The organism is Pukyongia salina, assembly GCF_002966125.1.
Classification (GTDB): domain Bacteria; phylum Bacteroidota; class Bacteroidia; order Flavobacteriales; family Flavobacteriaceae; genus Pukyongia; species Pukyongia salina.
In genome coordinates this window covers 2,312,590-2,329,003 of sequence record NZ_CP027062.1, presented here as the reverse complement: position 1 = coordinate 2,329,003, position 16,414 = coordinate 2,312,590, and the positions used below count along the sequence as shown (strand labels likewise).

At 43.2% G+C, this 16,414-nt stretch carries 13 protein-coding genes; 8 read left to right on the top strand and 5 right to left on the bottom strand.

Translation table 11 applies throughout. The features are described 5' to 3' along the window. Nucleotides 1-43: 43 nt before the first annotated feature. The 3 genes from C5O00_RS10620 to C5O00_RS10610 form a co-directional block, all read right to left on the bottom strand. Complete coding sequence (locus C5O00_RS10620; RefSeq protein WP_105216830.1) at nt 44-670, bottom strand: response regulator transcription factor; 627 nt, start codon at nt 668-670, stop codon at nt 44-46. A 30-nt stretch (nt 671-700) separates the two neighbouring features. Continuing rightward, nucleotides 701-3,868 carry a sensor histidine kinase gene (locus C5O00_RS10615; RefSeq protein ID WP_105216829.1) on the bottom strand — a complete coding sequence of 1,056 codons (3,168 nt, stop codon included), beginning with the start codon at nt 3,866-3,868 and terminating at the stop codon, nt 701-703. Nucleotides 3,869-3,949: 81 nt separating this feature from the next. Next, nucleotides 3,950-4,492 (bottom strand): GNAT family N-acetyltransferase, encoded by a 543-nt coding sequence (locus tag C5O00_RS10610; RefSeq protein WP_244592975.1) that lies wholly within the window; start codon nt 4,490-4,492, stop codon nt 3,950-3,952. A 142-nt stretch (nt 4,493-4,634) separates the two neighbouring features. On the opposite strand from C5O00_RS10610, the gene C5O00_RS10605 reads away from it, so the two are divergent. After that, nucleotides 4,635-5,039, top strand: coding sequence for a hypothetical protein (locus C5O00_RS10605; protein ID WP_105216827.1), 405 nt, complete (start codon nt 4,635-4,637; stop codon nt 5,037-5,039). 7 nt (nt 5,040-5,046) lie between these two features. Continuing rightward, nucleotides 5,047-6,513, top strand: a complete 1,467-nt coding sequence (locus C5O00_RS10600) for an MbnB/TglH/ChrH family RiPP precursor modification enzyme (RefSeq protein ID WP_105216826.1) — start codon at nt 5,047-5,049, stop codon at nt 6,511-6,513. Here the strand turns inward: C5O00_RS10600 and glyA are convergent. Beyond that, nucleotides 6,504-7,778 (bottom strand): serine hydroxymethyltransferase, encoded by a 1,275-nt coding sequence (gene glyA, locus C5O00_RS10595; protein ID WP_105217649.1) that lies wholly within the window; start codon nt 7,776-7,778, stop codon nt 6,504-6,506. The two genes, C5O00_RS10600 and glyA, sit on opposite strands and share 10 nt — an antisense overlap. A gap of 124 nt (nt 7,779-7,902) precedes the next feature. Between glyA and fahA the strand changes: the two genes are divergently transcribed. Both fahA and C5O00_RS10585 read left to right on the top strand, forming a co-directional pair. After that, nucleotides 7,903-9,183: a fumarylacetoacetase gene (gene fahA, locus C5O00_RS10590; RefSeq protein WP_105216825.1), complete on the top strand. Its 1,281-nt coding sequence runs from the start codon at nt 7,903-7,905 to the stop codon at nt 9,181-9,183. A 50-nt stretch (nt 9,184-9,233) separates the two neighbouring features. Continuing rightward, nucleotides 9,234-10,415 carry a hypothetical protein gene (locus C5O00_RS10585; protein ID WP_158676828.1) on the top strand — a complete coding sequence of 394 codons (1,182 nt, stop codon included), beginning with the start codon at nt 9,234-9,236 and terminating at the stop codon, nt 10,413-10,415. Nucleotides 10,416-10,445: 30 nt separating this feature from the next. Here C5O00_RS10585 and ytxJ read toward each other — a convergent pair whose 3' ends face one another. Beyond that, the gene (ytxJ, locus tag C5O00_RS10580; RefSeq protein WP_105216823.1) at nt 10,446-10,844 is read right to left on the bottom strand and encodes a bacillithiol system redox-active protein YtxJ; all 399 of its coding nucleotides are present in this window, start codon (nt 10,842-10,844) and stop codon (nt 10,446-10,448) included. Nucleotides 10,845-11,019: 175 nt separating this feature from the next. Here ytxJ and clpB point away from each other — a divergent pair, with 175 nt between their 5' ends. From clpB to C5O00_RS10565, 4 genes are all read left to right on the top strand, one after another. Then, nucleotides 11,020-13,623, top strand: a complete 2,604-nt coding sequence (gene clpB, locus C5O00_RS10575; RefSeq protein WP_105217648.1) for an ATP-dependent chaperone ClpB — start codon at nt 11,020-11,022, stop codon at nt 13,621-13,623. A gap of 119 nt (nt 13,624-13,742) precedes the next feature. Continuing rightward, nucleotides 13,743-15,488: a redoxin domain-containing protein gene (locus C5O00_RS10570; RefSeq protein WP_158676827.1), complete on the top strand. Its 1,746-nt coding sequence runs from the start codon at nt 13,743-13,745 to the stop codon at nt 15,486-15,488. A gap of 86 nt (nt 15,489-15,574) precedes the next feature. Continuing rightward, complete coding sequence (locus C5O00_RS14665; RefSeq protein WP_262502226.1) at nt 15,575-15,709, top strand: hypothetical protein; 135 nt, start codon at nt 15,575-15,577, stop codon at nt 15,707-15,709. A gap of 158 nt (nt 15,710-15,867) precedes the next feature. After that, entirely contained in the window at nt 15,868-16,404 is a 537-nt protein-coding gene (locus tag C5O00_RS10565; RefSeq protein ID WP_105216821.1) for a SixA phosphatase family protein, read from the top strand. Nucleotides 16,405-16,414: the final 10 nt, after the last annotated feature.

Sequence of the window (16,414 nt, the reverse complement as noted above, 5' to 3'; positions counted from 1 at the left end):
ATCAATCGCTCTTATGGGGTATTTTCAGAAAATCTAATTCCTGCTAAATGAGTTTTTGCTTGATCGCTTTGTAAATCGCCTCTGCTCGATTGTTCACATGCAGTTTGGAGTAGATATTCTTGATGTGGGTTTTCACCGTATGCGGACTTAAAAACATAGTCTCTGCAACATCCTTATAATTGAGTCCCTGGCTAAGAAGTTTAAGGACTTCTGTTTCACGATCGGAGAGCGGATTATCGATAATACGGAAGGAATTGATGATTCGCCTGGCGATCTGGCTACTCATTGGGGATCCTCCTTCATGCACCTCTTTTATATGTACAAGCAGGTCTGCGGGGTTGGTATCTTTCAGTAAATAACCCGATGCCCCGGCGCACAAGGATTCGAATATAGAGTCGTCATCACTCTGGACCGTTAACATTATAAAGTCTATCTCACCAATCCGCTTTCGTAATTCACGCGTCGCCTCAATACCGCTTTTTCCTGGCAGATCGATATCCATCAGTACCACGTCAACAGGCAAATCTGGAATAGATGCTATGGCCGACTCGGCATCTGCAAAAGCATATTTACAGGCGAAACCAGCCGAACCATCCAGAATTAGTTGTAGGGTCTGTCTTATCTCATTATCATCCTCAACAATTGCTATATGTATGGTATCTGTCAACATATTAGGTTCAATAGTCTAATTTACAACTAATTAAACTGTATTTACATCCCTCAGATGGGGTATGTTTTCCAATTTAATCGTCGTACCACTTTTATCTGAAACTATCTTAAGCTTCCCTCCTATTTTTTCGGCCCTTTGATGCATATTGTTAAGGCCCCGGCCTTTTCCCTGTTCATGCGCATTAAACCCCTTACCGTTATCCTGTAAAAACAGTGATGAATGGTCATCTTTATGAGAAATATTTAGTTCCACCAGCGTAGCATTGGCATGTTTTGCACAGTTATGCATAGCTTCTTTAAAGATCAACACCACCTGTTTCTTAGTTTGTGGATCTAGCTTGATCGCACTTAGTGTTTCCGAAAAACCAACAGTACTAAATCTGGTTTCGGAAGTACCAAAAAGATCATCCCCAAAATCTTTCAATCGCAGAAATGCATCGCCTAAACTATCTTTCTTTGGATCGATCACCCATAATAAATCCCTGAAACTCCCTGAAAGATCCTTAATATTCTCCCTCATTTTACCAAGCCAGTTTGTTGGGTCTTTCTCCTCTTTTAAAGAACGCTCTGCCAACGTAAGGAACATGGAGATCTTTGTGACCTTCGAGCCAAGCTCATCGTGGAAATCGGCTGCATTCTCATTCCGCAACTGTTCGCGTTCCAGAATCAGTGCTTTTTCAAGACGGGTTTCCTGTTCTAATTCATGCATCTTCTTTCTAATTCGCATAACATAAAGCATTCTAATTATCCCCAATGCAAGCAGTACATAAAGGGCAAATGCTAGATTGGACTTCCAGAAAGGAGGGGCGATCACGATCGAGATCTTTAGAGGGTCACCAGCCCACATACCCTGGTTATTGTGCCCGTCGAGAATAAGTTCGTAAGACCCCGGAGAGAGATTGTAATAGGTAAGTTGAGAGGAATTGCCCGTTTCTATCCAGTCTTCGTTCAGAGGTAAAAATTTATGCCTGTATTGATTAAATTCGGGATTAGTAAAATCCAGAACAGCATAATGAAGTCTGATCGAATTTTCCCTTGCTGAAAGCTCTATCTTGTTGTTCTTCATTTTCTTCAGCACAGACACAAAGCCCGATTCTTTTTTACGAATACTTTCCAAGGTTGTTATACCCAAATTATACTTCCGAAGATCCATCTGAGATTGTGCATTATTCAATACACTAATTCCCTTGCTACTGCCAATAAATACATGATCGTCTTCATCTATGTAAATAGCATTACGATTGGATATATTATCTGCAAGCCCATCTTTTCCCGTAAAATATTCAATATGAACGAAAGCCTTCATAGAGTCATTGTAGATACCTTTAAATACCCCGTTCGTGGTGGTGATCCATAGTTGGTTTTCGCTATCCTCGGCTATTCCAAGTATATATTCTGAAGGCAATCCTTCTGGGCGGCCAAATTGAATAAACGAATTCGATTCTTCGATATACAAGTTCAGGCCGGTTTGAGTTCCTATCCATAGTCTGTCCCTGCTATCCCTGAAAATCTTTTTGATCGAATTGTTACTTAGCTGATCGGATCTACCGAAAGATGTAGTGTGATTTGAAAAGCTTCCCTCTGCCCTTTCCGAAATTAGTTTACTCAAGCCCGAAAAGGTACCTATCCAAAGCGATCCTCCCTTATCTTTTTCAAGCTGTAACGTATACGAATTTATCAATGTGGTGGGGCTTTCTGCATTAGCCTGGTAGTTAATGAACTGCGGTTTTCTAATATCAGCGTCCTTTAGGGTAAGTTTTAAAAGTCCGTGATAATTCGTGACCCAGAATGTATCAGGGTTTTCTTCCAGAATTTCGAAGGACCATAGGTGTGGTAATCCATCTTTAGGCGTATAATGTACAAAGTCACCCGGTTCATGCTCGTCATCAAGCTGGGTAACACTTATCCCTCCCTGGCCACTTATCCATAATCGGTCACGACTATCGATAAACATATCTCTTGAAAGTTGAAAATGTGGATTCTCAAAACTTAGATACTCCTTGGGGCATCTGTTGTTTAAAATGTCTTCCTTGTCGATCCTGTAAAGATGAGTGGGTGTGTTGATCCATAGTCGGTCTAACTTATCTTCAATTATACTATAAACGCTAATATTTTCAATACAATTAGGTTTATGCGGTGGTGGAAAGATCGTGGCATTTCCAGTGCTTTTGCTAAACTTGAACAATCCGTTCGAATTCGGCATCCAGAGATTTTGCTGCTTATCCTGGAAAACGCTTCGTGCAAAGCCCGACATCTGGTTAAAGTCTTTCATCCCGATCACTTCCTGCTCCTCAAGATATCCGTCCCTTATGAGAAATTTTTTATAATAATTACGCCAGGTAGCTATCCATATTGCCCCATCAACATCTATTACCGTTTTGTTAATATGATACCTTGGCAGGGGCTTGTTATCCGGGGTTCGATATTTACTAATAATAAAACTATTATCAAGGTCGTAGGTGCCTTTTAGCAATCCATGAGGACTCCCAACCAGGAAGTGCCCGGTTTCGTATTCGAGATAGTGAAATATTGTGAGATCCTCCGGCAGATCCTCATCTGCTATCGTTAGATCGAGTTCTTTGAAGGTCGATTTTCCTTTTGGAAGTAGTAAAGGAGGATAGGTTGCACGGGCGATCCAGATATTCCCGGCTGTATCCTGGGAGAATCCCCAAACCGTACTCTTCTTTTCATTCCATAAAAGATGTTCTGCAAAGTTATCAATGATACCACTTTCATGTGAAATTCTGTAAAATCCTTCATAGGTGCCTACCCATATATTCTTATCGGAATCCTCAAAAATGGCGGTAATATGTTCTTGAGAATCGGTACTATTAGTTTCCAGGGGTACGTAGCGTATCTCGCCCTGCTCCATTAGGTGCAGTCCTTTGGGAGTACCAATCCAAATTCGATCATTGCTGTCGGCAATAAGTGTATTGATCTTGTTATTCCGAAGACCCGTAGTATCATTTAGCACGGCATAATAGGCATGGAAATTTTGCCCATCGAACTTGTATAACCCATTGTTCCCGGCAACCCACAAATAACCTTCGCTATCCTGGTCAACATCGTGAACAATACGCGATGGCAGGCCATTGTCATCGGCATAACGTGTTACCTCATATAGTTGCCCGTAACTTAACTGTATGGACAATATAACCGAGATTAAAAGGCAATATATGCTGTGGTGATGTTTCAGCATTTATAAAATACTTTAATACGCTTAAAATTAACCAATTAAAGGGAAAGGTAAATCCCCTAAATGGGGTATTCTGCAGGGATCCTAGTTTTGAGCAGTGGAGAATAACAATAGTTCTTCCGTATCATCTTCTAACCTAATGCGGTCTACCTGGCGGAGTCCGAGTTTTTCCAACAGCCGTATGGAGTTTCTGTTCGTTGGAAGGGTAATGCCGTAAATCGGGTCGATTTTCAAGAATGATCTGGCATATTCCATCACGGCCTGGGCGGCTTCAAAGGCGTAGCCTTTTTTACTGTACTTCGGAAGTAATGCAAACCCTATGTCCGGATGATCGAGGTCCGGACGCTTGTAAAGTCCGCAGGTGCCAACGATCTCTCCACTTTCTTTTATTTCCGAAATATAAGCTCCGTAGCCACGCTCTGAATACTGAGGTAAATATTTCTCGGCTATGTAATCCTCGGCATCTGAAAGAGTTTTAATCCCCCGGTCACCAATATTAGAGACCCATTCGGGTGAATTGAGTAATTCGAGCACAAAAGGTGCATCTTCTAATGTATAGTGTCGAATCTGTAAACGCCTGGTTTCTGTAACGATCATGTAGAAAGATCTGTAATGGACCTGTTGCAAATTAGGAATTTTCCTCTATAAAAAAGGTTTTTACCCCTTCAAATTTGGAGCAATCCTCGCTGGGATTCTTAGGGAAAATACGCTTGTGCTGCGTACCTCACAGGTCTAATTTTACACCATCATTAATCTTAAAACAAATAGTATGAAATCAAGAGAGCGAAAAGGAAGCGGAGCAATAAGACTTTCCATTCCTGCCAAAGTAGCCTACAACGCAGATGCTTTTCAGAGAAGTATCTACGATCTTTTAGACGAATTGGGATGTCCTAAATGTTTTTCGGGAGTGGATTGTTATTTCACCACCATCCGCGATTACGTTCTGGACCCAAAAGAACAAGCCATTCAGCCTATAGCGTATGGCGATCCTACACCTCAGCCAAGTAAACTGGCTTCAACGAGTACCCTGAGCGTTGGTGTTTCCAAGAACACATCGTATGACATCGGAAAGATTGATTTAGCCATTAAAGATATCTTTGAGGAGATCGGTTGTCTTGCATGTTGTTCGGGGCACGATATTTACTTTCAGAATCAATTCGACTTCAATTTCTAATTGAAATATGAAAGGATCTATCAACAACGTGAAGGCGTTAGAATGTCTACCCCAAACAGGGGTAGGCATTATCTATTCGCCAGCTATTGCCAATATTGATCTTCCAAAAGGCCTGATAGACACCCTGGAGGTGGAACCACAAACCCTGTGCATTAGAAATGCCGACGACAGTTTGCAGATCCCTGTCAATGTCTTCGAACAAATCCAGGCTTTGCCATACAATAAACTGGTTCATAGTATAGGTGCCCCGGTTGGTGGGAGCCTTACACCCAAACGCGACCAACTTGACCTGATAAAATATTCGGCTAACTTATTTAACAGCCCCTGGGTGACCGAGCATCTTAGCTTTAACGCTACAACGCAATTCAATACCGGATTCTTCTTGCCACCGCTCCAAACCGAAAGAGGATTGGAACTGGCCATAAACAATGTGACCATTCTGCAAAAAGAGATAGAGCGCCCTATCGCAGTAGAAACAGGAGTGAATTATTTAAAACCAAATACTAAAGAGATGAACGACGGTGCTTATGTTTCGGCTCTCGCCAAAGCCACTAACTGCGGTATCCTTCTAGACATACATAACCTCTTCGCTAACCAGTTAAACGGCCGGCAAAGCATCGTCGATTTTCTTAAAGAGATACCTCTGGAACAGGTTGTGGAAATGCATATCGCCGGGGGAACCGAGTTAAACGGACTCTGGATGGACTCTCACTCCGGGCCCATCGATAAACGATTATTATCACTTACACGAGAGATCCTGCCGGATCTTCCAAATTTAAAAGCTATTACCTATGAAATTTTCGATTCATACATCCCGGTCGTGGGTGACCCCGTTATTATTTCTGAAATGGAGACGGTTCGCGATCTCTGGGAAAGCAGAAAAATACGCTACAAGGCTATTAATAATGAACAGCTCCCGAAAGCTGTTTACAACGTTCAAAAACTAAACCAGGAGTACCAACCAGCAGAATGGGAAAGTTTGCTAGGCAATGAAGTGATAGGCCGAAGTTCTGCTTCGGAAGGCACTGTTCAGGAAGAGCGATTCGAGGTATATCAAAAACTAATTAAAGAATTCAGGGCGTCCATGGTGGCGCGAATCTTTAAGCTAACCACGCGCTACATGATGCTGGTTTTGGGTGCGGAGGTATTCTCGGCCATTCTCAATCATTTCTGGGAAAGCTATCCACCAGAGCAACTAAGCTATAAGGAAGCGAAGAATTTCGCCAAATATCTTCAGAAAAAAGAATATAAATTACCCTGGCTTGACCGTCTCCTGCGTTACGAGCTTGCTGTTTTGGACACCCTGATGGACGAAACCACACGTGTAGTTGAATTTGATGCCGACCCCACCCCTATGTTCAATGCTCTTTCACAGGGCAAATTGCCGGAAACAATGGGTGCCCTGGGTGAATACGAAGTTGAGATCACCCCGGAAACGTCGAACACAGATTGGTTGGTGCTAGATCACGCCTGAAACAAAGGCTTACCAGCCATCATTTGATTCACCCTTCCTGCGATGGATTCGAGTTTTTCCTCGTTCTCGTAATTAATAATAGCCTCATCGATCAGGTCTACGATCTGCTGCATATCGTCTTCCTTAAGACCACGTGTAGTGACAGCCGCAGTACCAATGCGGATCCCGCTGGTAACAAAGGGCGATTTATCGTCGAAAGGAACCATGTTCTTGTTCACGGTGATATCGGCTTTCCCTAGAGCTTCCTCGGCATCTTTCCCTGTGATATTCTTGTTCCGAAGGTCGATGAGCATCATGTGGTTGTCTGTCCCTCCCGATATGATCTTATAACCTTTATCTACAAAGGCCTGTGCCATAACAGCAGCATTCTTTTTAACCTGTACCATATAATGAAGGAAGTCGTCTGTTAACGCTTCTCCGAATGCTATAGCCTTGGCCGCAATAATATGTTCCAATGGCCCGCCCTGGTTACCGGGAAAGATACCACTATCTAATAATGACGACATCATGCGAGGCTTACCACTCTTTAATGTAATTCCGAAGGGATTCTCAAAATCCTTCCCCATAAGTATTAATCCGCCACGGGGTCCGCGTAATGTTTTGTGCGTAGTGGTGGTTACCACATGACAGTGCGGAATTGGGTCTGAAATGATACCCTTGGCGATCAATCCTGCCGGATGGGCAATATCGGCCATAAGGATGGCGCCTACTTTATCGGCTATCTCTCTGAATCGTTTGTAATCTATCTCCCTTGAGTAAGCCGAAGCACCCGCGATGATCATCTTAGGCTTCTCGGCGATCGCAATCTCTTCAATTTTGTCGTAGTTCAGCATTCCGGTGGCTTCATCCACGCCATAAAAGACCGGATTATATAATTTACCGGAGAAATTAACAGGAGAACCGTGAGTTAAATGGCCTCCGTGCGAAAGATCGAATCCCAGGAATTTATCACCCGGCTTCAGGCAAGCAGCAAAAACAGCAGTATTAGCCTGCGATCCACTGTGAGGTTGAACGTTGGCATATTCGGCGCCGAACAGCGTTTTGGCTCTTTCGATCGCGATGCTTTCTACCTCATCTACCACTTCGCAACCCCCATAATATCGCTTACCGGGGTAACCTTCGGCGTACTTATTGGTTAGGACAGAACCCGCAGCTTCCATCACCTGATCACTCACAAAATTTTCGGAAGCAATAAGCTCCAGGCCATTCAATTGTCTCTGTTTTTCAGCCTCTATTAGTTCGAATATCTGTTCGTCTCTGGATATCATATTTCAGAAATGTTAATAAAGCAGCAAAAATACAAAATGCTTAGGGGTAATACTTCAGAAATTATATATTTGATTAACATTTTACCAACAAATCAAGTAATAAAAATCCAAAACACAAATCATGCCCTTATCCGCAAATAATCCCGATCGACGCAGCTGGCTCGATGTCCCTGAAAACAGCGATTTTCCTATTCAGAATATACCTTTTGGCGTGTTCCTAACCCGTGATGATATCATTACCATAGGCACCCGTATTGGTGATACAGCGATCGACCTGGGAGCCTTGCATCAGTTGGGTTATTTTCAGGGAATAGAGCTAACCGATGATATATTCCTTCAGGATAGCTTGAACGATTTTATTGCCGATGGCCGAAAGACCTGGCGTCTTGTTCGGAACCGTATCTCGGAGATCTTCATGAAAGACAATCCCGTATTGCGTGACCATGAGGAGCACAAGACACGTGTATTGTTCACTATGGATGAGATTGAAATGCAATTACCGGTAGATGTAGGTGATTATACAGATTTTTACGCCAGCAAGGAACATGCAACCAACGTGGGATCGCTATTCAGAGATCCGGAGAATGCCTTAATGCCAAATTGGCTTCATATCCCTATTGGATATCACGGCAGAAGCTCATCTATCATTCCTTCAGGAACATCGGTACGCAGGCCGGTGGGACAAACCAAGCCCGGCGATGACGGAGTACCCGGATTTGGACCTACTAAATTACTCGATTTCGAGTTGGAAATGGCCTTTATCACAACTGCTTCCAATGATCTTGGGAAACGGATCCCTATCGATGAGGCCGAGGATTATATTTTCGGGTTGGTCCTCTTTAACGATTGGAGCGCTCGCGACATACAGGCCTGGGAGTATGTACCCCTTGGGCCTTTCCTTGGGAAGAATTTTGCGTCTACCATTTCACCATGGATTGTAACTCTGGATGCCCTCGAACCCTTCCGGGTTGCGGGGCCAGCGCAAGACCCAAAACCTTTGCCTTACTTGCAGCAGCAAGGGAAGAAGAACTTCGATATAAAACTTCAAGCCATTATAAAACCCGAAGGGAAACAAGAAACCGTTGTATGCAACTCCAACTTTAAGTATATGTACTGGTCGATGGCCCAGCAGCTGGCTCATCACACCGTAAATGGCTGTAATGTTCGCAGTGGAGACATGATGGGAAGTGGAACTATTTCCGGGCCTACCAAAGACAGTTATGGATCCATGCTGGAACTTAGCTGGCGGGGACAGAATCCGGTACCCTTGGCCGACGGAAGCAGCAGGAAATTCATCCAGGACGGGGATACTGTAATACTTCGAGGCTATAGCCAAAACGACAAGATCCGCATCGGGTTTGGAGATTGTAGCGGTAAAGTACTGCCTGCCAGAAAGTTATAACTTTGGCACAACCCTTGTAATTTACTTTGCTTAACCAATACCCTTTTGTTATGAGATCGACTATTACCCTTATAATGGCAGTACTATTGCTCGGCGGATGTAATAGTGTGAAACGAAATCAGAAATTTCTTGCTCGTGGTAATTACGACCAGGCCATAGAGCTGGCCGTGAAGAAACTTCAGAAGGACAAAACGCTAGCCAGGAATGAAGAACATATCGTTTTATTGGAGGAAGCCTATAAAAAGGCAAATGATGAGGACCAACGACAGATCAATTTTCTGAAAAAAGAGAATAATTTAAAGTCGAAACGACAGCTGTATTACCTCTATCAGGGTTTAGAACGAAGACAGCAGCTCATCCGGCCATTGCTTCCTTTATATATTTCTTCTGAAGGAAGGAACGCCAGGTTTAAAATGAAAGACTATTCAGACGAGGCAATTGCGGCCAAACAGGTGCTGGGTGAAGCCTTATGGAACCAAAGCGATCGCTTTCTGCAAACTAACGATAAAATGCAGGCCCGAACGGCATATGAGCTCCTAAGTGAATTGGAAGACCTTGGCCTTGGATATATGGGCCTCTCACAGAAACTTGATGATGCGCTTTATTTGGGAACAGATTTCGTATTTGTTACGCTAAATAACCGGAGTGGCCAGATCATGCCGCGACAGTTGGAGCGTGAATTACTCGATTTCAATACATACGGACTCGATAATTTCTGGACCCAATATCACAATGAGCGAAACCCAAATATCGATTATGACTACGGGATCGCACTTAATTTTCGTCAGATCGAATTTTCACCTGAGCGCATTTCAGAAAAAGAAGTAAGACGTACCAAAAGAATCAAGGACGGCTGGGAATACAAACGAAATCGCGAAGGAAAGATCATGAAAGATGAGGAAGGTAATCCTATCAAGGTGGATATTTATACAACCGTCTCGGCTATACTTACTATTACCGAGCAGTTTAAGGCCGCTACCGTAGGAGGAAATGTGGTTTACAGAGACCTGAACCAGGGAAGAGACATTGATAGGTTTCCGATGGGTACGGAGTTTATTTTCGAAAATGTATTTGCCACCTTCAGAGGCGATGAGAGGGCACTAAGTGACGACGATCTTCTTCTGGTCGAGAACCGTTTTGTACCCTTTCCAAATAATGCCCAGCTCCTACTGGATGCCAGCGATGATATAAAAGGCCGGTTGAAAGAGATCTTAAGAAATAATACACTTTAAGTAGATGGGGCGGTAATTACCGCCCTTTTTTTATATCTCAGTAAATTGCTTTAGTTCTGCCGTCTGTATATTGTGATGAGATGCCTGGTGTACGGCCACTCCATTTTTAACCACGATAAGTTGCGGACTTTGATGCAGTATCTGGAATCTTATGGCAACTTCATCCGAAACTTGCCTATAGCTTAACAGATCTAAAAAAAATAATCGCATCTCTGCGGGGTCGATATCGTAAGAAGCTTCAAACTGATTGAGCACCATCCTACTTATTCCACAACGGGTGGAATGTTTAAATATGGCCACCGGTTGTGTTTCGGAGATCTTCGATATCTCGTCGAGTTGTTCCAGACTGGTTAAATTTTCCCAGGGAAGTTGTTTTTTCTCTTTCTTTTCTGAAGGGTCCTTCGATCCAAATAATCCAAATAAGCTCATTAACCTTTTTTTTTGCGAATATACAGATTTCAAATATTGTGAATCGGTCAGAATGTCTTTTAAAACCTTACAAAATCGGTCATTTTGTCCTGAATTTAAGTTGGCGTAAGTTTTGACCTATGCTCATCGAAAATTGAAAAAAACGAAAGCCAGGCTTTCAGAAAATATAAACGCTATGAACTTTAATAATTTTACAATAAAATCGCAGGAAGCTTTGCAGCATGCACAGCAAATTGCACAAAGTATGGAGCATCAGCAAATAGAAAATGAACATTTGCTGAAGGCTATCTTTGAAGTAGACGAGAATGTTACTCCCTTTATTCTAAAAAAGCTCAACGTAAATCTCTCCTTGCTTCAACAAGTATTGGAAAAGCAATTAGAGAGTTTCCCTAAAGTTGCGGGAGGCGAGATCATGTTATCGCGGGTTGCCACCAAAACAGTGAATGAAGCGAGCATTATCGCCAAGAAAATGAACGACGAGTTTGTAAGCATCGAACACTTGCTGCTCGCTATATTTAAATCGGATAGTAGCATCGCTCAAGGATTGAAAGATCAGGGAGTGACCGAAAAAGGTATAAAAGCTGCAGTGGAAGAATTGCGTAAAGGAGACAGGGTTACTTCAGCCAGTGCCGAGGATACCTACAATTCATTGAGTAAATATGCAAGAAACCTCAATCAACTGGCACGGGACGGAAAACTGGACCCGGTTATTGGTAGAGATGAGGAGATAAGACGTATACTGCAAATACTCTCCCGAAGAACTAAAAACAACCCAATGCTTGTGGGGGAACCCGGAACGGGTAAAACTGCGATCGCGGAAGGTCTGGCTCATCGTATTGTAGATGGCGATATTCCCGAAAACCTTAAATCAAAAGAGATATATTCCCTGGATATGGGCGCACTCATTGCCGGCGCAAAATACAAAGGTGAATTTGAAGAACGCCTAAAGGCCGTGATCAAGGAGGTAACCGGAAGTGATGGAGATATCGTTCTGTTTATAGATGAGATCCATACCCTTGTAGGAGCAGGTGGTGGCCAGGGAGCCATGGATGCTGCCAACATTCTAAAACCGGCCTTGGCTCGTGGGGAACTAAGGGCGATAGGTGCCACAACACTGGATGAATACCAGAAGTATTTTGAAAAGGATAAAGCGCTGGAAAGGCGATTTCAGAAGGTAATGGTTAGTGAACCGGATACCGAAAGTGCGATCTCTATTCTAAGGGGGATAAAAGAGAAATACGAGACTCATCACAAGGTGCGAATCAAGGACGAGGCAATTATCGCTGCCGTTGAACTATCACAACGTTATATCACCAATAGATTTTTACCGGATAAGGCTATCGACCTAATGGACGAGGCAGCGGCTCGCTTGCGTATGGAGATCAATTCGAAACCGGAAGAACTGGATGTACTGGACCGTAAGATCATGCAATTGGAGATCGAGATCGAAGCGATCAAGCGTGAAAAGGATGAAGTAAAACTTAAGTCTTTACGATCTGAACTTGCCAATTTGAAAGAAGAGCGAAACGACCTTAACGCTAAATGGAAAAGTGAGAAAGAGGTTGTAGATAATATTCAGAATGCCAAGAAAGAGATAGAAGAATTTAAGCTGGAGGCCGAAAAGGCTGAAAGGGAAGGTGATTTTGGGAAGGTGGCAGAACTTCGCTATGGCAAGATAAAGGAAACCCAGGAGCAATTGAGTAAACTCGAAGAACAACTTGCCGAGTATCAACAAGGAAGTTCAATGATCAAAGAGGAAGTTACCAACGACGACATAGCCGAGGTGGTTGCCAAATGGACCGGTATTCCGGTTACTAAGATGCTTCAGAGTGAACGAGAAAAGTTGCTGCAGCTTGAAACCGAATTGCACAAACGTGTTGTGGGGCAGGAAGAAGCGATCGTTGCCGTGAGTGATGCCATTAGAAGAAGTAGGGCCGGCCTGCAGGATGCCAAGAAACCCATTGGTTCCTTCCTTTTCCTTGGAACAACCGGGGTTGGGAAAACCGAACTTGCAAAGGCACTGGCAGATTACCTCTTCGATGACGACAACGCCATGACCCGTATAGACATGAGTGAATACCAGGAAAGGCACAGTGTGAGCCGATTGGTAGGTGCACCTCCGGGTTATGTGGGATACGACGAAGGCGGACAGCTCACCGAAGCAGTTCGCAGAAAACCATATTCGGTGGTTTTACTGGACGAGATCGAAAAAGCCCACCCGGATACGTTCAACATACTGTTACAGGTATTGGATGAAGGTAGGTTAACCGATAATAAAGGAAGGGTGGCCGATTTCAAGAACACCATCATTATCATGACAAGTAATATGGGAAGCCATATTATACAGGAGCAGTATGAAAATATGAAAGATCTGGATACGGCCATGGAGACTGCTAAGATCGAGGTTTTAGGCTTATTGAAGCAATCGGTAAGGCCGGAATTCCTCAACCGTATAGACGATATCATCATGTTCACTCCATTAAACAAAGCAGATATCAAAGAGATCGTGAGGTTACAACTAAAAGGAGTGACCAAAATGCTATCCAAACAGGGTATCACTTTGGACGCCACAGAGGAAGCGATCTCTTACCTGGCCGAAAAAGGATACGATCCGCAATACGGAGCTCGGCCTGTAAAACGGGTTATACAGAAGGAAGTTCTTAATCAACTTTCGAAGGAGATCCTGGCAGGTAAAGTGGAGACGGAAAGTATCATACTAATTGATAGTTTCGACGATTCCCTAGTATTCCGTAACCAGCAAGATCTAATTAAATCATAATACTGGTTAGAGTTCCATAAAAACTCATTTATAATTGGTTGGTTAGTAGCCGCTCGTGGTTGTGAGACTGCGGGCGGTTTTTTTATTTTGTGTGAATGAAAATGAGTACTTTCGTACCGATGAATTATCTAAGAGATCTTCTTGTCCTCGGCTTCTTTATTTCACTTTTTACTGGCTGTGATGAACCGCCTGAAGCCATTGCAGATAACAGGGTTAACGACTATGCTTTGTTCGACTCATCGGGTGAGCTTCACCGATTGTCGCGTTATAATGATAGTAAGGCTATAGTACTTTGGGTGCAAGGTAATGGTTGTCCAATCGTGAGGAATGCGGTGAGTGATTTCAATGATATTGTGAACGATTATGAGGATAAGGGATTCACTTTTTTTCTTCTGAATAGTAACACCCAGGACGACTCTGATGAAACAAGTATTGAAGCGAATAAATTCGATTTTTCCGCACCAGTATTGTTAGATAATATCCAGCTGGTTGCCGATGCCCTTGATGTTAAGATCACTTCCGAAGCCATTGTACTTCACCCAACCTCACGGGAGGTCATCTTTCGTGGTCCTCTCAATAACCGATTGGATTACGGGGCTCAGAAGAACGAACCCACCGAAACCTACCTACGCGACGCTTTAGATGCTATACTGCAGGGTAAACAACCGGTTTCTAAAGAAAAGATGACTAGAGGTTGCACCGTCACCCGACTTTCAACACTGGAGAAGGGTGATACGCTTACCTACACACGAGATATCGCTCCAATTTTGGCCGAACATTGTGTTATGTGTCACAACCCTAATGGGATCGGTCCCTGGTCCATGAGCGACTATGAGACCGTACGAGGCTGGTCCTCCATGATGAAACAAGTATTACTAACTAAACGGATGCCACCCTGGACTGTGAACTCCAATAACTTTACATTTAAGAACGACATTGGGATAGAAGATTCATTGGTGCGCAAAATTGTTTCATGGATCGATCAGGGAAGCCCTCGTGGTACCGGCAAAGACACCCTTAGCATGATAAAGCCTACCTCCGGCGATTGGGAATTGGGTATGCCCGATAGGGTGATTAGCCTGAAGAAGGAATCTGTACCGGCTACAGGATTGATCCCTTACAGATACCAGGAGATCGACCTGGAATTCGATCGTGACGTATGGCTGAAAGCCATAGAGATAAAACCCGGAAACCCGAATGTGGTTCATCACGTGCTGTTGTCCAGCGCCCATGAACTACAGAAAAGTCCAATTTCCGATAGAATGATCAGTCCGAAAGTTGACAATTTCATCGCGGTAAGTACGGGCAAGAAACAAACAATGGCATATCCTGAGGGTACAGGGATATTTATTCAGAAGGGAACAAAAATAACGGCACAATTGCACTACACCCCCTATGGAACGGCAACCGAAGATATAACGCAGATAGGGTTTTACCTCCTGGATGAGGCTCCAGATGTGCCCTTCCGGTCGCATAACACACACAATACCACCTTTAAGATCCCGGCTTACGCAAAGGATGTGAAATTTGTCGCAGAAGAAAAGATAGATAAGGATATTAAGATCTATAACCTGCTGCCTCACATGCACTACAGAGGTAAGGATATAAAGTTTTCGGTGATCTCACCCGAAGGAGAGAAAACTACGCTGGTTCACGTACCCGATTACAACTTTAACTGGCAATGGATCTACGAGTTAGAGACACCTTTTGTTGCCAAAAAAGGTTCTACAATCCTGGTAGAAGCGATTTTCGATAATTCATTTCAGAACCCGCTGAACCCGGATCCTTCCAAAGATCTAAAGTTCGGGCCTCAAAGTACAGATGAAATGTTGTATGGGATGTTCAATTATACAGTTGAGGACTAATTTTCAACGGTTCGGAGCTATTCTATGTAACAAAATTATTGGTCTGATCGTCTAAATAGCGTAATCAGTTCAATAAACCAATCAACATGGAAATCAAGAATTTAAAATCAGGAAGAGAACATCTGAAGCCAAGACGCAATTATATTTTGGCGATCTATATCGCCCTAATTTCTGCCTTCATGATCAGTTACAGTGTGGTGACCGCTATACAATTCCTATAAATAAAAACCCTCCAACGCTAAAGCGTGGGAGGGCTCTCTTCTTCATAGCAAAGTTGCTAACTAACCTAACTAAACAAAGTCTGACATTCGATACTATATTTACGTAAATTGTAAATCAATGGTTTTCTATTTTTGTATATTTCTGAAAAACACAATCAATGATCAGAGCACTCACTTTTATACTTTGTGGCATCATCTTACTTGGATCTTGTAAAGATTCTGAAAAAGAAGACGCAAAAAATTCTGAAGAAACCGTACTAACCACCCGCTATTATCTTATCCGGCATGCGGAAAAAGATCGCAGTGATCCCGAGAATCAGGATCCGGCATTAACAGCCGAAGGTACAAACCGTGCCAATGGCTGGGCAGATTATTTCGACACCATTTCCCTGGATGCGGTTTACTCTACAAAATACGTGCGAACGGTAATGACAGCTACACCAACAGCCGAAGTGAAGAAGCTCAACGTGCTCCCCTACAATCCTGCAAATCTTTACAATGATGATTTTAAAAATAGCACTCGCAACAAAACTGTTTTGATCGTAGGGCATAGTAATACTACTCCTGCCTTTGTAAATAAGATCATTGGTGAGAAAAAATACGAAGACATGAACGATACGGATAACAGTAGTTTGTACGTTGTAACCTTGAGAAATGACAGTACTCAGGTTGAAATTCGTAGCGTGAATAAATGAAATTCTATTT